This is a genomic window from Idiomarina sp. UBA3176 (genome assembly GCF_002364295.1).
GTDB lineage: Bacteria > Pseudomonadota > Gammaproteobacteria > Enterobacterales > Alteromonadaceae > Idiomarina > Idiomarina loihiensis.
The window spans coordinates 130,149-149,870 of sequence record NZ_DEXU01000018.1; the positions used below are offsets into that span (position 1 = coordinate 130,149).

Below are 19,722 nucleotides of genomic sequence, written 5' to 3' on the forward strand. Positions count from 1 at the left end.
ATTTTTCCTTGCGGTGTCATAACGAATACAGGCATTCTATAATGCCTCTTACGCTAATTAATGTAAAAGCGAATAGAACGAACCCACAAAAATAACAGTTAAATGGGAGAATAGGGTGGATAAAGCTCAGTCAGGAGTCTACGCGGAACCTAATCTGCATGGTCTGACGTTGTTTTGTCACGTCATGAGCGACGACGTTGAAAGTTTACGTCGCAAGTTAGCTCGCTTTCCAGCAATTTTACGCGATCTTGACGCCCGTTTCTCTGAAGGCATGTTAACAGGCTTTGTTGGCATAGGGGCGGACTACTGGGATATTCTTTATCCGCATAAGCGACCGCTTCACTTGCAGGCTTTTCCCGAGCTCAGCGATGGCGACCGTGAAGCGCCAAGACACCCCTATGATCTTGTTATACAGATTCGTTGTGATCGTTTTGACGCTAACTACTTGGCGGGACGCACGCTAATGGAATGGTTTGGCTACGACATTGAAGTGGCTGAGCAAATCCGTTCCTTTCGTTATCTGGACGGCCGCGACTTAACCGGCTTTATCGATGCGCCGGATAACCCGCGGGGTATGCGCAAGCGTAAAGTCGCTTTAGTTGAGGCGCAGGACGATGCGGACTTTGTCGACGGCAGCTACTTATTCGTACAGAAGTTTCGGCATGACTTGCGTCGTTGGGACTACTTAGGCCCTGAAAAGCAGGAACTGCTAATGGGACGCGAGAAAGTATCTGGTGAACGTTTATCAGAAGCCAAAATAGAAGGTGTCACTCACGCTGCGAAAAGTCGCTTAATTGATAGTAGCGAACAGCCTATTCCACTATTGCGGCAGAATATGCCCTGGGGCGACTTGCGCGAACAGGGGCTTCTGGCAATGTATTTTAGCCATTCGCCTAAAATGGTTGTTCAGTGGCTAAAGAACCGTTATTACGCCGACGAACAGGGAGCTTACGACCCTTTACTAGATTACTCACAAGCCGTGTCCAGCTCAGGTTTTTTTGTTCCTTCAATGCGCTTTATGGAAGCGAACAAAGAAGTTGCCGACGACATAGCTGACTATGAAGAGGGCAGTACCGCCTGATTCGCAAACAGCTCGCGTACTTTTCGCAGAGTGAATTCAATATCAGCAACTTTAAGCGGTGCAATAAAAATCGTGTCGTCACCAGCAATAGTACCAAGTACGCCTTCCTTTTTACCGACCGAATCCAGCAACCGCGCAATTAACTGGGCGGCGCCTGGGCTTGTGCGAATAATGACCATCACATCATTATGCTGAATATCCAGTACAAGCTGGCTTAATGGTGCCCGGGTGGAAGGCACGGCTAAATCAGGCGGTAAACAGTAGACCATTTCCTGTTTCGCATTGCGGGTACGAACCGCTCCTTGCTTACTCAGCATGCGCGACACTTTAGACTGGCTAATGTTATCAAAGCCCTCGGCTTTTAAGGCGTTAACAATTTCCCCTTGAGAGCCATAACGCTCTTCGCGGAGCAAAGTTTTAAAAGCTTCGAGTAACGTGTCCTGCACCATGTGAGTGTCAAATTCCTATGCTGTTTACGTGCTATAATAATAGACAGTGTACTGCATAAAGATGCGCTATTCGAGTGCTGAATGTGTATCGCGCAAAGTTGTATTTTTATTGATATAGGAGTACAGTTTTGCCCCAAATTCTGCATTTTTAAGCAGTTTAAATTGACCAACAAAAACGGAGTCTGAGATGAAAGTAGCCGTATTAGGTGCGGCCGGTGGTATCGGCCAGGCATTGTCATTACTTCTGAAAACCCAATTACCAGCAGGTTCAGAATTATCGTTGTATGACGTTGCGCCAGTAGTTCCAGGTGTGGCGGTTGACTTAAGTCATATCCCTACCGACGTGAAAGTAACAGGCTTCGGTAAAGACGACTTAGCATCAGCATTAGTTGGCAGCGACATCGTATTGATTCCTGCCGGCGTACCACGTAAGCCAGGTATGGATCGCTCTGACCTGTTCAACATGAACGCCGGCATCGTTAAAAACTTAGTTCAAGGCGTTGCAGAAAACTGTCCTAACGCTTGTGTTGGTATCATTACTAACCCAGTAAACACCACGGTTCCAATCGCTGCCGAAGTCCTGAAAAAAGCAGGCTGCTACGATAAGCGTAAACTGTTCGGTGTTACTACGCTGGACGTTATCCGTTCAGAAGCCTTTGTTGGTGAGTTGCGTGGTCTGAACCCGGAAAACGTTAATGTACCAGTTATCGGTGGGCATAGCGGCACAACCATTTTGCCATTGCTGTCTCAGGTTGAAGGCGTTGAGTTTACAGAGCAAGAAATCAAAGACTTAACTCACCGTATCCAGAACGCAGGTACCGAAGTAGTTGAAGCCAAAGCTGGCGGTGGTTCAGCAACCCTTTCTATGGGTCAGGCAGCAGCACGCTTTGCCTTGTCACTGCTGAAAGGCCTGCAAGGTCAGGACACTATCGAGTGCACCTACGTAGAAGGCCCGGGCGACAACGCTAAGTTCTTCGCGCAGCCAGTACGCTTAGGCAAAAACGGCGCAGAAGAAATCCTGTCTTACGGCAAACTCAGTGCATTCGAACAAAAATGCATGGACGAAATGCTAGACGGCCTGAAAGGCGACATCCAAACTGGCATCGACTTCGCCAGCTAAGCTGAAATAACTTTCAGCAGTCCGCTTTTGAAAATATTGGGGCGGCTATTACAGGAGACGCTACAAGCTCATCCATGAGCGCTCGACGAAGGCCGTCCCTGGCCTTCGACGCTCCTGTAATAGCCGCCCCAACATTTCCACGCTACTTGCTGAAAATTATCTCAGCACTTTCTCCAGATAACCCACAATGGCGTATCGCCAATACTGACCTTCCCCAATATTTTTCCAGCTAGACGTACGCTCAAATGTTCCAATTGATACACAGTGTTAGCTTTTTAATTATCAGGCTAGAAGATGGTTAAAAGGGGCAGGCTGTTGGATTGCGAGCGTTACGAGTGTTGAAGGTTTCTATGGCGGAGTGTCGAAGGCCATGGATGGCGATGCTAATTGGAAATGCCTAAAGCGGGAAGGGTTGTGTTTCGGAGGTGTGTAGCGCCATGGATGGCGCTACCCAAGCCCTACAGGGATGTATTCACGGGCGTCCTCCGAAACAGAACCCGCTCCCCCAAGGCATTTCTTACGCCACCCGGTCGACTGCAAGGTGGGTTAGGGTGAGCAGGGCTTGTTTGTAGTCGGAGTTTGGGAGTTCACTTAGGGATTCACGCGCTTGTTCGGCGGCTTCTAAGGCTTTGTCGCGTGTGTACTGCAAGGCTCCCGTTCGTTCCATAGCGGTTAGCACGGTTTGTAAGTGCTCACGCCCGTCGCCTTGTTCAATGGCTTCACGAATCAGCTTTTGTTCTACGTCGTTGCCATGCCACATTGCGTATAAAAGCGGTAGCGTTGGCTTACCTTCAGCTAAGTCATCACCCGCATTTTTGCCCATAGATTCGCTGTCCGCAGTGTAATCCATTAAATCATCTACCAGCTGAAAAGCAGTGCCCAGGTAACGACCGTAGTCGGCCAGTTGCTGGGTTACTTTTTCGTCTTGTGCGGTTAAGACACCGGCTAACTCTGTAGCTGCTTCAAACAACTTGGCGGTTTTGCCGTAAATAACATTAAAGTAGCTGGCTTCTGAGGTATCCGGGTCGTTACAGTTCATTAACTGCAGTACTTCACCTTCAGAAATGATGTTGGTGGCATCCGCTAAAATCCGCAGAATCCGCAGTGAGTCTAAATCGACCATTAACTGAAAAGCGCGGGTATAAAGGAAGTCACCAACGAGTACGCTGGCTTCATTACCGAACACTGCGTTGGCGGTTTTGCGTCCGCGGCGCAGTTCCGATTCATCAACGACGTCGTCGTGAAGCAGAGTCGCGGTATGAATAAACTCGATAATCGTAGCAAGTTTGCGGTGGTCGTTACCTTCATAACCCAGAGCCCGACAAGCTAATATGGCGAGCAGCGGCCGTAAGCGTTTACCGCCACTGTTGACAATATAAAGGCCTAACTGGTTAATTAAGGCAACATCCGATTGAAGTTGTTCACCTATTAATGCATTAACACCAAGCATGTCGTCTTTGGCTAATGCGTTAATGGACTGCATATCCATCATAGATATCTGTTTATTTACAAAATTTAACGGAAAAGGGATGGTACACTATTTATAGCAGAGCGGAAACTCAATCCGCGGTAAGCGGTGCCGCTTTTAAGTTCAAATTAAGGGTTGCGATCGCTGACTGGATTACGTACAATTCGCGCCCTGATTTGAATTTGGATGCCCAATAGGGTTGTGGAGAATAATATGTACGCAGTATTCCAAAGTGGCGGTAAGCAGCACCGTGTGTCTGAAGGCCAAATCGTCCGCCTGGAAAAACTGGAAGCAGCTACCGGTGATGTAGTTGAATTCGACCAGGTTTTGATGGTTTCTGACGGCAACGATGTAAACATCGGTGCTCCGTTCGTGTCCGGTGGTAAAGTGAAAGCGGAAGTGATTGATCACGGTCGTGGCGATAAAATTAAAATCGTTAAGTTCCGTCGTCGTAAGCATTCTCGCCGTCAACAAGGCCATCGTCAGTGGTTCACGGAAGTGAAAATCACTGGTATCAACAGCTAATTAAGGAGTAACGACATGGCACATAAAAAGGCTGGTGGTTCTACTAAAAACGGTCGCGACTCAGAGAGTAAACGTCTCGGTGTTAAGCGCTTCGGTGGTGAGTCTGTGTTAGCAGGCAACATCCTGGTTCGTCAACGTGGTACTAAGTTCCACGCTGGTGCGAACGTTGGTATTGGTAAAGACCACACATTGTTTGCAACCTCAGAAGGCAAAGTGTCTTTTGATGTGAAGGGCAGCAAAAACCGTAAATTTGTGAGCGTTATTACTGACTAATAATGCGAACATAAACTGAAAAGTTTCGGTTCTGAAAGCCCTGCCTTACGGCGGGGCTTTTTCATATGTGCTAGAATTTTGCACAGTATTCTATAAGTGATAAGTAGCAGATTGCGATGAAATTCGTTGATGAAGTAGAAATCCGCGTAGACGCGGGTGACGGTGGTAATGGTTGTATCAGTTTCCGTCGCGAAAAATATATTCCCAAAGGCGGCCCTGACGGCGGCGATGGTGGCGACGGCGGTGATGTCTATCTAGAAGCAGACGAGAACCTGAATACCCTTATCGATTATCGTTTTGAACGTTTTCATAAAGCTGAACGCGGTAAAAACGGTATGGGCAAAAACTGTACGGGCAGGCGCGGTAACGACATCGTGCTGCCGGTTCCTCCTGGTACCCGCGCTACCGATATTGATACTGGCGAAGTTCTTGGCGATTTGACGAAACATGGTCAACGTTTAATGGTAGCCAAAGGTGGTTTCCATGGTCTGGGTAATACGCGTTTTAAAAGCAGTATAAACCGTGCGCCACGACAAAAAACCGATGGTACTCCTGGCGAAGTACGCCCGCTAAAACTGGAACTGATGTTGTTGGCTGATGTTGGTTTGCTGGGTATGCCGAATGCCGGTAAATCGACTTTTATTCGCTCGGTTTCCGCAGCACGCCCTAAAGTAGCCGACTATCCGTTTACCACCCTGATACCAAACCTGGGTGTTGTGCGTCCCGCTCCGCATCAGAGTTTTGTTATTGCCGATATCCCCGGTCTTATTGAAGGCGCGGCCGAAGGTGCTGGACTAGGCATACAATTCCTAAAACATTTAGAGCGCTGTCGTTTATTACTGCACTTGGTAGATTTAGCCCCGTTTGATGAAACCGACCCTGCCGAGCAGGCGCGTATTATTATCAACGAGCTGGAAAAATACAGCCCGAAACTGGCTGAAAAGCCACGCTGGCTGGTCATCAATAAAGTCGACTTGCTGCTGGACGAAGAGGTTCAGGAGAAAGTAGACGAGCTGGTTAAATCTCTGAACTGGGACGGCCCGGTGTTCCAAATCGCAGCTCTGGAAGGGCGTGGCAGCGACGCGCTTTGTCGTGAGGTAATGTCTTACCTTGAAACATTGCCTGCACCTGACACTGAGCAGCATGAAGAAGCCGATCCGGTTGAGTTCATGTGGGACACTTACCACGAAGAAGTTCTTGAAGAAGAGATGGATGACGAAGATGACGACGACGATGACGATGATCACGACGTCGAAGTTATTTATCAGAAGTAGCCTGACATTCATGTCAGGTGAGATATTGGTCCTGACGTAAACGTCAGGCTACGCATTAAGGATATCGCCGAATGAAAATATCACTCGTGGTTGCTATGGCCGATAATCGGGTTATTGGAAAAGATAACAAAATGCCATGGCACCTGCCGGACGAGTTGCAATATTTCAAAAAAATTACCTTAGGTAAGCCAATTGTTATGGGGCGCCGGACTTTTGAGTCAATTGGTCGTCCTTTGCCCGGCCGCAAGAATATCGTTCTAAGCCGTCGAACGGATCGTTCGGAAAATCAGGACAGTCAGGTGGTTTGGGTGTCTGGGGTGCAACAGGCAATAGCCGCTGCAGGTCCGGTTGATGAGCTGATGGTGATTGGCGGAGGAAAAATTTATGAAAAATTTTTACCCCTCGCAGACCGACTATATGTTACTAAAATAGAACTAAATGTTGAGGGTGATACTTACTTTCCCGATTATCATCAAGTCGCCGACTGGCAAGAGATAGAGCGGCAAAACTTTGCCGCTGATGAGCGCAACTCCCATAACTTTAGTACTCTTATTTTCGACAGAGTAAGTTAATAAGAAGTTATAAATTCAGTAACTTACATGTATTTTAAGCCATTGCAGCAGGCTTGAGTTCGTAGTATCATCTTGATGAATTTTTGAACAATCTTGTGATGGGGTTTTAGATGAAAGCAATTGTATTAGGCACCATGATGGCTGCCGTTGCGGCAACTGGCGTAACGTTTTCAAAGAGCGCAGAGGCAAATGAATTAGCCTTAAGCTTATGCACATACGTACAGGGTGATGACACCATGCGTATGCGTAAAAAATTACGTGATGCTCGTGTCCGCGTACGCGATATTTACAGTGGTATTCAGTGTAATGGTCAGAGCTTATTGCAATTTGCCATGTCAAATGGCTCACAAGACATTGGTGAGTTCATTGTTGGTCGCTTGTCAGTAGATGAACTGAAAGCTTCTGGCGACTACGAATGGGCGCAATCTAACGGTCATGGTAGCAGTGCAATTGCAGTAGCAATTAAAGATCGCGCTGGCCTGTAAGTTAGGCACTAATAAAGTTATTTTCTAAAAGCCTGCAATTTTCGCGGGCTTTTTTACATCTTCTAACAAATCAATCAGTGACTTACCTTGTAATTCTCCCCTGTTCTCTACGACAATAGTTCCGTTGCATATATAAACGGAACCGCTATGAAACAATGGATGGCATTATCGCTACTGTTACTGGGACTGATACCGCATAGCGGTCAGGCACAGACAAAAATAAATGAAGCTTCGGGCTGTTATTTACCCTGCGTGCAAGAGAAACTGCACTGTGGCACAGTTTCAGTTCCTGAAAATTACGAACAACCCGACGGCAAGCATATTGGTATTTACTACGCGATTCTTCCCGCTATTCAGGAAGGAGCGCAAGCCGATCCTATGCTCATTCTGGCCGGAGGGCCGGGACAGGCCGCTACCGAATTAACTCCAATGATAGCGCGTATGTTCGAAGCGGTGCGTCAAAAGCGCGATATCCTTCTAATTGATCAGCGTGGCACGGGTAAAAGTCACCCGCTTGAATGTGGTATTGAACGCCCTGATGAATTGATACGAGCTGACGATGAGCAGGACCTTAGAGCCTTGAGTCGTGAATGTCAGGAACAGTACCCTGATACAGACACAACGCAATATCATACGGTTAACGCAGTTAAAGACTTTGAGCGAGTACGTGAACATTTAGGTATAGAGCAACTGAACCTTTATGGCGGCTCTTATGGAACGCGCGTTGGACTAACTTATTTACGTGAAGCACCGAGCTCAGTTCGTACGGCCACCCTCGATGCCGTAGCTCCGCCTCAGGTGATCATCGGGCCTTTTGGTCAACACGGAGCCAATGCATTTGACGAAATGCTCAAAGACTGTTCCGAACAAAGCCCGTGTCATGAGAAGTTCCCTAACCTAGAGCAAGAATACTATGAGGTGATGAGTGAGCTTGAAGCTGAGAATATATTGCTGGAAACGCGTGATCCCCTCTCTTTTGAGCCGCTGGAAATAAAACTGACTCCCGGGCGTTTTAGCTCAATTATTCGTGTTGCTTTATATCACCCCAGTACTCGTCAGTTATTGCCTTACGCGATTCACTCAGCAGCTGAAGGAAACTACCATGCAATACTGGGGCTGATGGGCGGTACTATGTCACAAAACAGTATTTACCTGGGGCTTATGCTCTCGGTTGTGTGTGGCGAAGACTTGCCAAGGGCGACTCCTGAGCTTTTCGCTCAGGACGGCAACAATGAGTTTATTGGCAGCCGCACCGGTGATGCCTTTGTCGACATGTGTGCGGGTTGGCAATCATCGAGTGTTCCATCTTATTGGTCCGATCCGGTCGTTAGTGATAAGCCGGTTTTGTTGTTATCGGGAGAGCTGGACCCGGTGACGCCTCCGGAATGGGGCGAAATTGCGCACAGAACCTTACCTAACAGTAAACATCTGATTGCACCTAACGCCGGGCATACCATAGCCAGCCATACCTGCGCTAATAAGCTCATTGCAGATTTTATCGAGCAAGGTTCTATCGAAAATATTGATGGCAGCTGCTTAAAAGAACAAAGGCTGAAGCCATTTGTGCTGAACCAGAATGCAGCGGGGCTATAAATAATGATAAACGTAGATGCACTGACAAAAACATTCAAAAATGTGCAAGCGCTGGACTCTCTTTCATTTCAGGCAAAAGATGGCGAAATTACCGGGCTTCTTGGGCCAAACGGAGCCGGGAAAACGACTTGTCTGCGTATTATTTACGGGTTGTTGCAGGCCGATACCGGCAAAGCAGAGATTGAAGGTGTTGATGCCAACCAGAACCCGATTGATGCACGCCGTAACCTCGGTATATTCCCTGATAAATTCGGTTTATACGAACGCTTGACCGTACGCGAGCAAGTAGCTTATTTCGCCGGTTTACACGGGCTAAAAGGCACGGAGCAAAAGCAGGCGGTTGAGAAGGTGATAGAGAAGCTGGATATTAAAGAGCTTGCAGACCGTCGTACTGCTGGTTTTTCACAAGGCCAGCGGATGAAAGTAGCGTTGGCTCAGGCTCTAGTACACAGCCCGAAACATCTAATTCTGGATGAACCCAGCCGCGGTCTGGACGTTATGAGTACCCGAATTTTAAGAGATGTGCTGCGCGAACAACGCGCTCAAGGCACCTGTATCTTGTTTTCCAGCCACGTTATGCAGGAAGTTGCCGCTCTCTGTGATCGGGTGGTGGTGATGGCAAAAGGCAAAGTTGCAGCTGAGGGAACGCCACAGGAGCTGTGCGATATGACCGGCGAGCAACAGCTGGAAGACGCCTTCGTTAAAATTATCGGTACCGACGAGGGGATAGCAGCCTAATGAGTGCATTAACTTCCGTATGGAAAAAAGAGTTCCGGGACGCTATTCGTGATAAACGTTCTGTTTTAGCGGCAATGTCCTATGCGTTTTTTGGCCCTTTATTAATGGCCGTAGCCTTCTTTTTCTTAATAACTCAACTGACCGACCCAGCAGACGTTGAAATTACCATTGAAGGCAAAGAAAATGCCCCTCAACTCGTTGAATTTTTGAACGAACGTGGTGTTGTTGCTAAAGAAGGGGAGTGGGCGAAAACCGAAACGCCAATAATATTGACCTTACCGCAAAACTGGCAGGAAAGTGTGAGTAAAGCTGAGCCGGTAGAGGTAACCTTGCGTGCTGATTGGTCTGCACAAAAACAGCAGACCGAAATTAAGCGTGTAGAGCAGGCCGTTCAGGCATACTCCAGTCAAATAGCGGCTTACCGTCTGACTTTACGGGGTGTGGATCCGCGTGTCGTGCAACCAATACAGTTACAAAAGCAAGACTTAGCAACCCGGGGCTCAAAAGCGGCCTTGATTATGGGCAGTGTGCTGGTATTTATTATCTTGTCTGTATTCTGGTCTGGTATGAATGTGGCTATTGATATCAGTGCTGGTGAGCGTGAACGTAACTCGCTGGAATTTTTGCTGAGTCAGCCGTTAAGCACCTGGGACATTGTTACCGGTAAAGCACTGACCGCAACGACCTTTTCATTATTCGGGGCAATACTGTCACTGGTACTCATACCCATTATATTTGCCTACGTTCCATTACACGAAATTGGTATGAACGTGAACTTTAGTGTGGGTATGATGCTACTAATGTTTGTTTTGCTGGTACCGCTAGCTTTGTTCGCGACCGCCCTGCAATTGTTTGTTTCCTTCCGCGCGAAAAACTTCAAAGAAGCACAAACCTATATTAGTTTCTTGCTGATTATTCCAATGGCAGCGTCTTTTGGTGTCGAGTTCGCACGACTTAAAAATCCAATTCTCTACTATCTCCCGCTAACCGGTCAGCATCAGGCTTTTCTGTCACTGATACGCGGTGAGAACGTGAATGTCATGGGAACGGTCATCAGCGCAATTGCCACCCTGGCAGCCGCATTGCTGCTAATGAAATACATAGCCCGAATGCTCAAAAGCGAAAAAATCGTCTTCGGCCTGTAGCGGGGCTGAATAGCGAGCGCTGAGGTTACAAGGGCCATTGTGGAGGACGCCCGTAAATACATCCCTGTAGGGCTTGGGCAGCGCCATCCATGGCGCTGCACACCTCCACAATAGCCCTGTGTAACCGTCGGCGCGCTCACTATCTTCCGCTTTAGTTAAGAAGCCACTTAAGCCGTGATGAGAGAGATTAGAAGGGCAGACTGTTCACTTGTGAGCGTTACGAGTGTTGAAAGCCTCTGTGGCGGAGTGTCGAAGGCCATGGATGGCCTTCGTCAAGCTCTCATGGATGAGCTCGTCGCGTCTCCGTCATAGAGGCTTTCAATGCTCAAGCGAAGCAAGTGAGCAGCCTGCCCCTGTCCCCCCTCAGTCGCGTAGGCGGCCGTAGTGGTAGTAGAGCCATTGGCCTAGGCGGCGGAAGCGTGGTAATGGAAAGGGCTTTAGTTGTGACTGGTAGTAAGGCAGCTCGGGCAGGGGCTGTTCCATGGCGGCTTCTGCCAGTCTTTGACCGGCCAGAGCGGTAAAGCTAACACCGGCGCCGCAGTAACCCATGCTGGCGTAGATATTATCTTTCACTTTGCCTACTCGCGGGTAATCGTCCAGTGACACACTGACCCAACCACTCCAAAAATACTCCCACTTGTTCACTTCTCGCAGTTGCGGGAAAGTCTGGTGTAATGCCTGCAGTAAGCGTTTAGCATATATCGGCTTCTCTGCGCTTTTCCCCTGAATGGCACCACGACCACCAAACAATAAGCGGTTATCGGGCAGTAAGCGGAAGTAATACTTCAGAATGCGCGTATCCATTATGGCGTATTGAGGTGACAGCTTAATGCTCTCAACCTGTTCTTTACTCAGAGGTGGGGTGGTAATAATGCTCGAAAGCACCGGTAGCGAGCGACTGGCAATCTCCGGCAACAAATGCCCTGATGTATAGCCATTAGAACAAACTAACAGCTTACGGGCGCGTACAGCGCCTTTGGCTGTTTGCAGATACACGCCTTTGCCGCCAAGTGACACTGCCTGAGTTACCGGGCAGTGTTCAACTAACTGTGCACCGGCGGCCGAGGCTCTTCGCGCGGTAGCTGCTGCCAACAAAATGGGGTTAAGAGCAAAGCAGTCGGTGAAACGCAATGCGGCATGGGCCTGTGGGCTTGAAATAAGCCCCGAGAGTTGATTTTGGGTGAGCCATTCAACGGGTTGATTAAACTTTTTAAGCTGCTCATATTGTTGTTTCAATGGTGCCACGGCGCTGTTGCGGTGCGCTATTTTCAGGTAGCCGCCGTTTTGGCGCTGGCACTGCGACGGGCAATAACGCAAAGTTTCTTCAACCAGTTGCAGTGCCTTTTGATGTTCATCGGCAATGTCTTGCGCAATGTCAGCACCAAGGCGTTCAGCCCAGGCCGACAAGCCCAGTCGGCCGGTACTTTTCATCACAAACCCGGCATTACGCGACGAACAACCCCAGGCCAGTTGGTTGGCTTCAAATACTGCAACAGAATGCCCATTTTCGGCCAGAACCCGAGCCGCGTTTAAGCCCGTGTAACCCGCACCAATAACAGCAAATCCCACTTCCTCTGGCGCATTCACACACTCCGGAAAGTCGGCCTGTGTATGCTGCTGCCAATAACTAGGCTCAGGAGCATCATGAGGCCCCGGAGGCGCATTAACCAAAGGATCATACATAAACACCCACCTATAAAACGGAGAGGGAAGACAGCGAGCGCTGAGGTTACAAGGGCTATTGTGGAGGACGCCCGTGAATACATCCGTGTAGGGCTTGGGCAGCGCCATCCATGGCGCTGCACACCTCCACAATAGCCCTATGTAACCGTTGGCGCGCTCACTATCTCCCGCCTCATATAAAAAGCCAACTTAAGCCGCTATGAGGGAGGCAAAAGGGGCAGACTGTTCACTTGTGAGCGTTACGAGTGTTGAAGGCCTCTGTGGTGGAGTGTCGAAGGCCATGGATGGCCTTCGTCAAGCCCTCATGGATGAGATCGTCGCGTCTCCGCCACAGAGGCCTTCAATGCTCAAGCGAAACAAGTGAGCAGTCTGCCCCAAGCCCATGCAACCTCAGCGCTCGCTATTCGGGGCCTTACGTATCGAATTTCAGCAGCATTTCGCCGGCATCGCAGTAGCAGGTGCCGTCGCATACTGGGCAATAGTAGCCGTCTTCTACTGAGGCTTTGTACCAGCGCTTTTCATGTTGCTTAATCATTTCACCGCCGCAGCGGGTGAAATATTCATAGGCGCTGTTATTGGGGCTTTGCATCCAAATATGCGCTAAACCACCACGGCAGCCCAGCTCTTTGGCGGCTTCAATACTACGGAACAACAGTTCTTTGCCTATGCCCAGACCGCGTGCCTTTTCTGACACCGCCGCGCATTTAAAGTAGCACAGCTTATCGGCCGGAATTGGCCAGGCGTCTGGGGTGCAAAAATCATCAATTGGCCATTGTTCGGGCGCCAGGGTAATGCGCACGCCCAATGGGGTCTCACCGCGCAGGGCTATCCCGTTTAGCTGCACGTCACCGACAGTTCCGGCAATTAAATATTGCTGAAAACTGTCCTCGTTCAGGTAGTTGTCACCATGAACTTCGTTGGCCAGATCAATAACGGCCGCCATATCGGCAGCCGTTATTTCACGATAAATAATATCGCTCATTAGTAGCGGTACTCGTCTGTCTTAAACGGACCTTCCACATCAACGTGAATGTAGTTAGCCTGATCCGCTGTCAGCTTAGTGATAACACCGCCAAAGCCTTGCACCATATAACGCGCAACTTCTTCATCCAGTTGCTTAGGCAGAACTTCTACACGCAGATATTCTTCCTGCTTCTTATTTTCCATGTCGGCAAATTTCTGCTCGAACAAGTGAATTTGAGCAAGTACCTGGTTAGCAAAAGAGCCATCCATAATACGGCTGGGGTGACCGGTTGCGTTACCCAAGTTCACCAGGCGGCCTTCGGCCAGCAGAATTAGGTAGTCGTTGTCGTCGTCTGAACGATAAATTTTATGAACTTGCGGCTTAATTTCTTCCCAGCGCCAGTTTTTGCGCATAAAGGCCGTATCAATTTCGTTATCAAAGTGGCCAATGTTACAAACCAGGGCAGTAGGCTTAAGCGCAGCCAGCATGTAACGGTCACATACGTCCATATTACCGGTTGTGGTCACAATCAGGTCGGTGTTTTCCAGCAAGGCTTTGTTGATGTTGTCGCCGGTACCGTTGTTTTTGCCTTCAAGGTAAGGAGAAACCACTTCAAAGCCGTCCATGCAGGCCTGCATGGCACAAATTGGGTCAATTTCGCTGATTTTAACAATCATGCCTTCCTGACGCAGGCTAGCGGCAGAACCTTTACCCACATCACCGTAACCAACTACCAGAGCTTTCTTACCTGACAATAAGTGGTCAGTGGAACGCTTAATGGCATCGTTTAGTGAATGACGGCAGCCGTACTTGTTGTCATTTTTTGACTTAGTTACGGCATCGTTCACGTTAATGGCCGGTACTTTCAGAGTGCCTTTTTCCAGCATATCGAGCAAACGGTGAACACCGGTAGTGGTTTCTTCAGTAATGCCGTGAACTTTCTCCAGCATCTGCGGGAATTCGTCGTGGATCATCAGGGTTAAATCACCGCCGTCGTCCAGAATCATGTTGGCATCCCACAATTCGCCGTCTTTGTGACAAGTCTGCTTTAAGCACCAGTCGTATTCTTCTTCGGTTTCACCTTTCCAGGCAAATACCGGCACACCGGCAGCAGCCATAGCGGCAGCAGCGTGATCCTGAGTAGAGAAAATGTTGCACGATGACCAACGCACTTCGGCACCCAGTTCAAGCAATGTTTCAATCAACACAGCTGTTTGAATGGTCATGTGAATACAGCCAATAATACGAGCACCGGCCAGTGGTTTGCTGTCAGCGTATTTACGGCGGATAGTCATCAACGCCGGCATTTCAGATTCAGCAATCGCAATTTCCTTGCGGCCCCATTCGGCTAAGCTAATATCTGCTACTTTGTAGTCTTGTGAATTTTCTGCACTCATAGTGACTCTCTTTTTCAGTGATTTCTGTCAGTGAATTTTAAGTAAATTCAAGCAGTTTGGGCGCTCATAATGCGCTCAATTAATTGTTGCTGTCGGTCTTTATTCAGTCGGGGACCAAATTCAGTGACCAGCTCCGCCGCCGCATGGCTGGCTAAACGACCAGCGTCTTCCAGCGACATATTACGCGTTAAACCATAAAGCATAGCACCAGCAAACATGTCGCCTGCACCATTGGTATCAATGGCTTTAACCGGCACGCCCGGAATATGTACCTGACGTTCACGGTTAGCAATTACAGCACCGTCTTTACCTAAAGTAATAGCAACCGTGTCGGCCTGCTTTAGTAATACGGATAAAGCCGCCTGAGGATCGTCCTTACCGGTTAATAATTCTGCTTCTTCGCGGTTGCAGAACATTAAATCGACACCACCATCCAGAATTTCATCAATTCCGCTACGGAAAAACTTCACCATGGCAGGGTCAGAGCAAGTCATAACCAGCTTTGTATTGTTTTCCCGTGCCACTTTTTTCGCATGCTGGATCGCGCCACGCGCAATTTCTGAGGTAATTAAATAACCTTCAATATAAAGGTAGTCGGCTGCTGCAATGGCATGGTCGTCAATTTCCGCACTAGATAAATCGGCCGTTATGCCCAAATGAGTACGCATGGTGCGTTCGGCGTCAGGAGTCACCATAACCAGACAGCGCCCAGTAGTGCCCGGGTTCTTCTGTTGGTGAAGGCTGGTTTCTATGCCTATTTTTTCTAAATCCTGACGGTAAAACATGCCGGCTTCGTCGTCAGCAACTTTACAGCAGTAGTAGGCCTTGCCGCCGAATTGAGCGAAAGCCACCAACGAGTTAGCTGCTGAGCCACCGCCGCTTTGCTTTTTCAGTTCGCCCAGTTGGCTAAGTTCTGCAATCAGAGTGTTTTGAGCGTCTTCATCAATCAGCTCCATCATGCCTTTTTTTAAATCGTGCTTCTGCAGGAAGTCTTCAGAGACTTCAAACTCCTGATCCACCAGCGCATTGCCAATGCCGACTACATCAATGGTTTTCATAATATTAAACGGTTGCTTATTAGGGCGCGTAGTATACCCGATGAGTCACTCAGGGTCGATAAATGAACAAGGCAAAAAGTGCAATAACCAGACAAGCAACGAAAAAAAACTGCCACTGCCTTTGCCAGCGGGGCGCTCTCGATATCAACAACTCGGCGGGACGTCCTTCAAAACGTTGCCTTGCGATACGAATTCCCTGCACTTGTATAGGCCCGCCCAAACTGACCCGGTGACAATAGCTGAAGCTTTGTATCCAGCTGAGCAGAATAGTAGAGAACAAAGGGTTACGTTTTAACGGCTGCAGCCTGAATTTATTACGCTGAAATAGCGCTATAAACCGTGCAGCCAAGGCCAGCAAAAATGAAGGCAAGAAATGGGTTACGGTGTGAAGCCAGTGTGTTGCCAGACCAAAGTGTCGGTACTTTGCCTGTGCAACCGGCCAAACCTGAGTCAGTTCGGAAAGGGTTCGTACCCCAAGTGCCGCCAGTGGCCCACCAACAAACCAGAAGAGCAAAGGCGTAAAGCGATGCTCCAGAATGCTGGTTGCGCGCAGTTCGATGCTGGTTTTGGCAATGCCATGTTCACTCAGTAAATCGCAGTCGCGCCAGGTTATGCGGCTTAGCCAGGCGCGGGCGGCATTCTTGCGGCCGCGTTGCAGGTGGCTATCGGCTAATTTTATGGCGTGACTGACGGGCTGCTGACGCAGACTCACCAGTAAAATTAGCCAGCCAATAGCCAAAGACACTTCAGCACCGGCAAATACAATAGCTGCTGGCAGCAATACCAGCAGTGACATAGTTAACCACGCCAAAAAACCGGCAAGGCGCTGTTGGCCGACAGGACGGTTGGGTTTGTTAACCTTGCCGCTCATGTAGGCGGCCATTAGCCGCAAAACGGCAAAGGGGTGCCACTGCTCTGGCCAGGGAAACCAGCGCTCTGCCAGCAAAGCCAGCAGAGCCAGAGCAACAGGTGATAATAATATGTCGGTTAAAAGTTCCGTGTTCATGCAGCTATACTGCCACGGAGCAAGTTAAGCGGCAATCGGCTGGTTATTCTTATCTTTATTTGTTGGTACCGCGGCACGAACATGTTCAGCCTGACGGATTTTACCGTGAATGTAGTCGTGCAGCTCGGCAACGCGATAGCCAGGTTTTGCTTTAAAACGCAGGAACGGCAGACCCGCAGCGGCTAAGGTGTTTTTCAGGAATAAGTTACGTTTCTGCTGGTTCATTGACGACTGACCGGGTTCCAGCTCTATAGCCGCTTTAACCTGCATGGTGTGAATATCACACAACACGTAGTCAAGGATACGCTGGCTGGCTTTGTTGTGGGCATCTTTGCGTGCAGTGGAAGACAAGCCTGAACGCACGGTAACAATGTCGCTTAAACGAACTTTAGTGAATATGCGGAAGTTGTCGCCGACTGACTTTTCCAATAGTGTCAAAAACTGATCCTCCTGCGCGGTGCACAAGGAAACGTCTTTTAGCTTATAAGGGTAGGGCACATAGTTTTCAGACATTCGGCTGGCAATAATAGCCACCGCAATTAACACTACAACAAACAACAACAGGATAATTTCCATTTTTCACACCTCATCAGAAAATTGACGCTCTGTGAGGTGTGAAGCAAAAGCTGTGCCAGCTATGGCTGCTTATGGAATTTATTTAACCCAGTTATGCCGAGTAACCGCCGGGAACACCTTTGGTCGTGACACTTACTGCGTCGTGCGCGTGCAGTGACTCATAGTGATTAACTCGCAACCAGAAATCACGGAAGTTTTGCATCTGGTTTAACTGGTGTTGTAAGCGACGCGAGGCGTCCTCACAGAACATCAGGTTCTGTCCATTTAAGCGCGCAAACTCTTGCTCGTCTTCACGTTTAACGGCCGCTTGTACTGGTGTTTTAAGAGCCCCTTCAATGGCATCAATAAGTTCCACAATGGGGAAGTCATTAACACTGTCGCTTAAGGCAACTTTTACCTCAGCAACTGAACGTTGGCTGTGCGGTGTTGCAACAATACCTTCGGTGGAACCCAGCCACTCGTGCATGATGCTGGCATCTACCTGTTCCTGACCGGCAAATTTCTCGCTAAAGGCATCCTGAATTAACTGGCGCGCTAAAGCCGCAGAGCAAGGGCAAGTCGATGAATAAGGGACATCGACAGACAACTCCAGCTTTAACTGACCCGCATCGTAGCGGCCGGTTAAGCTGACGGGGTACGCTTTCCAGCCCTGCTTTTTGCTAATCAGCGATTTGCGGCGCAGGTGATAGTCAAAATCAAACTTAATAAAGGCCTGATCACTGATGTCTTTATGACTTTCGATAAAGTCATTCAGCAACTGCTTTAAAGTATCGTGACTGAGCTCACCTTCGGTCGACATTTTGTCCAGCAACAAATACAAGCGAGACATGTGAATACCCTTGGTTTTCGGGTTTTTCAGATTGACAAAAGCTTCCACTTTAGCTGCTACCGGGCGTTCTGGTACGCCGGCTGCTGCTACCATCAATGGAACTTCAATATTGCTCATGCCAACCCAATCGAGAGCTCCCTCTGTCTGGGCCTGCGTTTGGTTGGCTACGTCGGGCATAACTGTTGGCATTCGTTGTGAACTCCAAGTGTCGTGAATATTGTCCGGCCTGTTTGATCTTGATCAATGAGGCTCAGTCTAAAGGTGGGCATTATATCGCAGAATTTCACCAGGTGACACCGATTGCCCTAATCGATTCTGTCTGCACAGTGGTTGACTCAAAACAGGAATACGCCGAGGATAGGGTTTTGGATTGATGGAGCATAAAAAGATGGCAGAAAAATCGGCGATAGACACCGAGTTATTACAGCAATACGTCGATACCTTAGGCGTTGAAGGCGTGAATTCAACGCTGGCGACTTTTGACGGTATTATTCAAAGCTATGCGCAATTATTGCATCAGGCAGCTAAAAGCCGTAATGAAGACGAGCTACGCAAACAGGCGCATAAAGTTAAAGGTGCTTGCGGTTCAGTCGGTTTAACTGAGTTATCTAAGCTGATGGAAAAGATTGAGAAAGAAGAGTGGGAGTGGCCGGTAGCTGAGCGTTTATTAATTGAATGGGCCGATGCGGTTATTCCGCACCGACGCCAAATTGATGCCTGGTTAGCTGAGCATCACTGAGCTTGCTGATCAACCTCGCCGATAAAGCGATAGCCTTCACCATGGATGGTGGTTATTAAGTTCGGTGTTTCCGGGTGAGACTCGAAATGCCGACGAATTCGGCGAATGGCAACGTCAACGGTACGGTCATTCGGACGCAGTTCTCGATCCAGCATACGTTTAACCAGAGTTTCACGGTCAAGAATGCGGCCCGGGTTAGATAAAAATAACTCCAACGCACGATACTCACTTTTCGGCAAGCGGAACATTTGGTTTTCCGGTGAGTACAGGCAGCGACTGTCGCTGTTCAAACGCCAGCCATGGAACTGGAATTCAACACTGTTGTTTTCAACCGGACTGCCTGAGCGTGATGCTTCAATACGGCGACACAGGTTGCGTACACGAATTGTCAGCTCTTTTGGGTTATAAGGTTTAATGAGGTAGTCATCAGCCCCTAACTCCAGTGCTAACAGGCGGTCATCTTCGCTGTCACGACCGGTTAAGAAAATTAACCCAATGTTGTCGCTTTCACGTAATGATTCCGCAAGTTCCAGACCATTTTTACCTGGCAAATTGACGTCCATAATTACGACATCCACACGTTCCTGACGCATGATGTTTTCCATTTGCAGGCCATCAGCAGCATCAAAAACTTCGTAGCCTTCTTGTTGGAATAGACGTGTGAGGGTCTGGCGCGTAACAACTTCGTCTTCAACAATCAGTATTCTGGCATTCATAAGCGTTGATTTTCCCGGAAAGTTCGTCGCT

General features: G+C 48.7%; 21 protein-coding genes. 11 read left to right on the top strand and 10 right to left on the bottom strand.

Going from position 1 to position 19,722, the window contains the following annotated elements:
- The first annotated feature begins 115 nt into the window (after positions 1 to 115).
- Positions 116 to 1,081: a Dyp-type peroxidase gene (locus B2U97_RS07515; protein ID WP_114981855.1), complete on the top strand. Its 966-nt coding sequence runs from the start codon at positions 116 to 118 to the stop codon at positions 1,079 to 1,081.
- Here B2U97_RS07515 and argR read toward each other — a convergent pair.
- Positions 1,057 to 1,530, bottom strand: coding sequence for a transcriptional regulator ArgR (gene argR, locus B2U97_RS07520; RefSeq protein ID WP_011233732.1), 474 nt, complete (start codon positions 1,528 to 1,530; stop codon positions 1,057 to 1,059). The two genes, B2U97_RS07515 and argR, sit on opposite strands and share 25 nt — an antisense overlap.
- 187 nt (positions 1,531 to 1,717) lie before the next feature.
- Here argR and mdh point away from each other — a divergent pair, with 187 nt between their 5' ends.
- Entirely contained in the window at positions 1,718 to 2,650 is a 933-nt protein-coding gene (mdh, locus tag B2U97_RS07525; protein ID WP_034818495.1) for a malate dehydrogenase, read from the top strand.
- A gap of 517 nt (positions 2,651 to 3,167) precedes the next feature.
- Here mdh and ispB read toward each other — a convergent pair.
- The gene (gene ispB, locus B2U97_RS07530; RefSeq protein ID WP_034818552.1) at positions 3,168 to 4,139 is read right to left on the bottom strand and encodes an octaprenyl diphosphate synthase; all 972 of its coding nucleotides are present in this window, start codon (positions 4,137 to 4,139) and stop codon (positions 3,168 to 3,170) included.
- A gap of 192 nt (positions 4,140 to 4,331) precedes the next feature.
- Here ispB and rplU point away from each other — a divergent pair, with 192 nt between their 5' ends.
- From rplU to B2U97_RS07570, 8 genes are all read left to right on the top strand, one after another.
- Positions 4,332 to 4,643, top strand: coding sequence for a 50S ribosomal protein L21 (rplU, locus tag B2U97_RS07535; protein ID WP_011233736.1), 312 nt, complete (start codon positions 4,332 to 4,334; stop codon positions 4,641 to 4,643).
- A gap of 15 nt (positions 4,644 to 4,658) precedes the next feature.
- Positions 4,659 to 4,916, top strand: a complete 258-nt coding sequence (rpmA, locus tag B2U97_RS07540) for a 50S ribosomal protein L27 (protein WP_011233737.1) — start codon at positions 4,659 to 4,661, stop codon at positions 4,914 to 4,916.
- A gap of 116 nt (positions 4,917 to 5,032) precedes the next feature.
- Positions 5,033 to 6,190: an Obg family GTPase CgtA gene (gene cgtA, locus B2U97_RS07545; RefSeq protein WP_034818493.1), complete on the top strand. Its 1,158-nt coding sequence runs from the start codon at positions 5,033 to 5,035 to the stop codon at positions 6,188 to 6,190.
- 71 nt (positions 6,191 to 6,261) lie between these two features.
- Positions 6,262 to 6,762, top strand: coding sequence for a type 3 dihydrofolate reductase (folA, locus tag B2U97_RS07550; protein WP_153849890.1), 501 nt, complete (start codon positions 6,262 to 6,264; stop codon positions 6,760 to 6,762).
- A 110-nt stretch (positions 6,763 to 6,872) separates the two neighbouring features.
- Positions 6,873 to 7,247: a DUF3718 domain-containing protein gene (locus tag B2U97_RS07555; protein WP_011233740.1), complete on the top strand. Its 375-nt coding sequence runs from the start codon at positions 6,873 to 6,875 to the stop codon at positions 7,245 to 7,247.
- Between the two features lie 147 nt (positions 7,248 to 7,394).
- Positions 7,395 to 8,840, top strand: coding sequence for an alpha/beta hydrolase (locus B2U97_RS07560; RefSeq protein WP_286823005.1), 1,446 nt, complete (start codon positions 7,395 to 7,397; stop codon positions 8,838 to 8,840).
- A 3-nt stretch (positions 8,841 to 8,843) separates the two neighbouring features.
- The gene (locus B2U97_RS07565; protein WP_011233742.1) at positions 8,844 to 9,578 is read left to right on the top strand and encodes an ATP-binding cassette domain-containing protein; all 735 of its coding nucleotides are present in this window, start codon (positions 8,844 to 8,846) and stop codon (positions 9,576 to 9,578) included.
- Complete coding sequence (locus B2U97_RS07570) at positions 9,578 to 10,723, top strand: ABC transporter permease (RefSeq protein WP_011233743.1); 1,146 nt, start codon at positions 9,578 to 9,580, stop codon at positions 10,721 to 10,723. The genes B2U97_RS07565 and B2U97_RS07570 overlap by 1 nt, the downstream gene beginning before the upstream one ends.
- A gap of 363 nt (positions 10,724 to 11,086) precedes the next feature.
- Here B2U97_RS07570 and B2U97_RS07575 read toward each other — a convergent pair whose 3' ends face one another.
- The 7 genes from B2U97_RS07575 to folE2 form a co-directional block, all read right to left on the bottom strand.
- A complete protein-coding gene (locus B2U97_RS07575; protein ID WP_272990046.1) occupies positions 11,087 to 12,406 on the bottom strand; it encodes an NAD(P)/FAD-dependent oxidoreductase in 1,320 nt (439 codons plus the stop codon).
- 412 nt (positions 12,407 to 12,818) lie between these two features.
- A complete protein-coding gene (locus tag B2U97_RS07580) occupies positions 12,819 to 13,388 on the bottom strand; it encodes a GNAT family N-acetyltransferase (protein ID WP_272990048.1) in 570 nt (189 codons plus the stop codon).
- On the bottom strand, positions 13,388 to 14,767 hold the full coding sequence (gene ahcY / locus B2U97_RS07585) for an adenosylhomocysteinase (protein ID WP_034818488.1): 1,380 nt from the start codon (positions 14,765 to 14,767) through the stop codon (positions 13,388 to 13,390). The genes B2U97_RS07580 and ahcY overlap by 1 nt, the downstream gene beginning before the upstream one ends.
- A gap of 47 nt (positions 14,768 to 14,814) precedes the next feature.
- Positions 14,815 to 15,825, bottom strand: coding sequence for an adenosine kinase (locus B2U97_RS07590; protein ID WP_286823004.1), 1,011 nt, complete (start codon positions 15,823 to 15,825; stop codon positions 14,815 to 14,817).
- Between the two features lie 49 nt (positions 15,826 to 15,874).
- Positions 15,875 to 16,831 (bottom strand): cobalamin biosynthesis protein CobD/CbiB, encoded by a 957-nt coding sequence (locus B2U97_RS07595; RefSeq protein ID WP_114981862.1) that lies wholly within the window; start codon positions 16,829 to 16,831, stop codon positions 15,875 to 15,877.
- Between the two features lie 24 nt (positions 16,832 to 16,855).
- Positions 16,856 to 17,407: a DUF2726 domain-containing protein gene (locus B2U97_RS07600; protein ID WP_253617801.1), complete on the bottom strand. Its 552-nt coding sequence runs from the start codon at positions 17,405 to 17,407 to the stop codon at positions 16,856 to 16,858.
- Between the two features lie 91 nt (positions 17,408 to 17,498).
- Positions 17,499 to 18,425 (bottom strand): GTP cyclohydrolase FolE2, encoded by a 927-nt coding sequence (gene folE2, locus B2U97_RS07605; RefSeq protein ID WP_286823003.1) that lies wholly within the window; start codon positions 18,423 to 18,425, stop codon positions 17,499 to 17,501.
- A 199-nt stretch (positions 18,426 to 18,624) separates the two neighbouring features.
- On the opposite strand from folE2, the gene B2U97_RS07610 reads away from it, so the two are divergent.
- A complete protein-coding gene (locus B2U97_RS07610) occupies positions 18,625 to 18,975 on the top strand; it encodes an Hpt domain-containing protein (RefSeq protein ID WP_034818550.1) in 351 nt (116 codons plus the stop codon).
- Here B2U97_RS07610 and arcA read toward each other — a convergent pair.
- Positions 18,969 to 19,691, bottom strand: coding sequence for a two-component system response regulator ArcA (arcA, locus tag B2U97_RS07615; protein WP_034818483.1), 723 nt, complete (start codon positions 19,689 to 19,691; stop codon positions 18,969 to 18,971). The genes B2U97_RS07610 and arcA overlap by 7 nt on opposite strands.
- Between the last annotated feature and the right edge of the window lie 31 nt (positions 19,692 to 19,722).

Bases quoted from the DNA above. Each gene is read 5' to 3' on its own strand.
- argR (WP_011233732.1), bottom strand. From the start codon at position 1,530: ATGGTGCAGGACACGTTACTCGAAGCTTTTAAAACTTTGCTCCGCGAA.
- mdh (WP_034818495.1), top strand. From the start codon at position 1,718: ATGAAAGTAGCCGTATTAGGTGCGGCCGGTGGTATCGGCCAGGCATTG.
- ispB (WP_034818552.1), bottom strand. From the start codon at position 4,139: ATGGATATGCAGTCCATTAACGCATTAGCCAAAGACGACATGCTTGGT.
- rplU (WP_011233736.1), top strand. From the start codon at position 4,332: ATGTACGCAGTATTCCAAAGTGGCGGTAAGCAGCACCGTGTGTCTGAA.
- rpmA (WP_011233737.1), top strand. From the start codon at position 4,659: ATGGCACATAAAAAGGCTGGTGGTTCTACTAAAAACGGTCGCGACTCA.
- cgtA (WP_034818493.1), top strand. From the start codon at position 5,033: ATGAAATTCGTTGATGAAGTAGAAATCCGCGTAGACGCGGGTGACGGT.
- folA (WP_153849890.1), top strand. From the start codon at position 6,262: ATGAAAATATCACTCGTGGTTGCTATGGCCGATAATCGGGTTATTGGA.
- B2U97_RS07555 (WP_011233740.1), top strand. From the start codon at position 6,873: ATGAAAGCAATTGTATTAGGCACCATGATGGCTGCCGTTGCGGCAACT.
- B2U97_RS07560 (WP_286823005.1), top strand. From the start codon at position 7,395: ATGAAACAATGGATGGCATTATCGCTACTGTTACTGGGACTGATACCG.
- B2U97_RS07565 (WP_011233742.1), top strand. From the start codon at position 8,844: ATGATAAACGTAGATGCACTGACAAAAACATTCAAAAATGTGCAAGCG.
- B2U97_RS07570 (WP_011233743.1), top strand. From the start codon at position 9,578: ATGAGTGCATTAACTTCCGTATGGAAAAAAGAGTTCCGGGACGCTATT.
- B2U97_RS07575 (WP_272990046.1), bottom strand. From the start codon at position 12,406: ATGTATGATCCTTTGGTTAATGCGCCTCCGGGGCCTCATGATGCTCCT.
- B2U97_RS07580 (WP_272990048.1), bottom strand. From the start codon at position 13,388: ATGAGCGATATTATTTATCGTGAAATAACGGCTGCCGATATGGCGGCC.
- ahcY (WP_034818488.1), bottom strand. From the start codon at position 14,767: ATGAGTGCAGAAAATTCACAAGACTACAAAGTAGCAGATATTAGCTTA.
- B2U97_RS07590 (WP_286823004.1), bottom strand. From the start codon at position 15,825: ATGAAAACCATTGATGTAGTCGGCATTGGCAATGCGCTGGTGGATCAG.
- B2U97_RS07595 (WP_114981862.1), bottom strand. From the start codon at position 16,831: ATGAACACGGAACTTTTAACCGACATATTATTATCACCTGTTGCTCTG.
- B2U97_RS07600 (WP_253617801.1), bottom strand. From the start codon at position 17,407: ATGGAAATTATCCTGTTGTTGTTTGTTGTAGTGTTAATTGCGGTGGCT.
- folE2 (WP_286823003.1), bottom strand. From the start codon at position 18,425: ATGCCAACAGTTATGCCCGACGTAGCCAACCAAACGCAGGCCCAGACA.
- B2U97_RS07610 (WP_034818550.1), top strand. From the start codon at position 18,625: ATGGCAGAAAAATCGGCGATAGACACCGAGTTATTACAGCAATACGTC.
- arcA (WP_034818483.1), bottom strand. From the start codon at position 19,691: ATGAATGCCAGAATACTGATTGTTGAAGACGAAGTTGTTACGCGCCAG.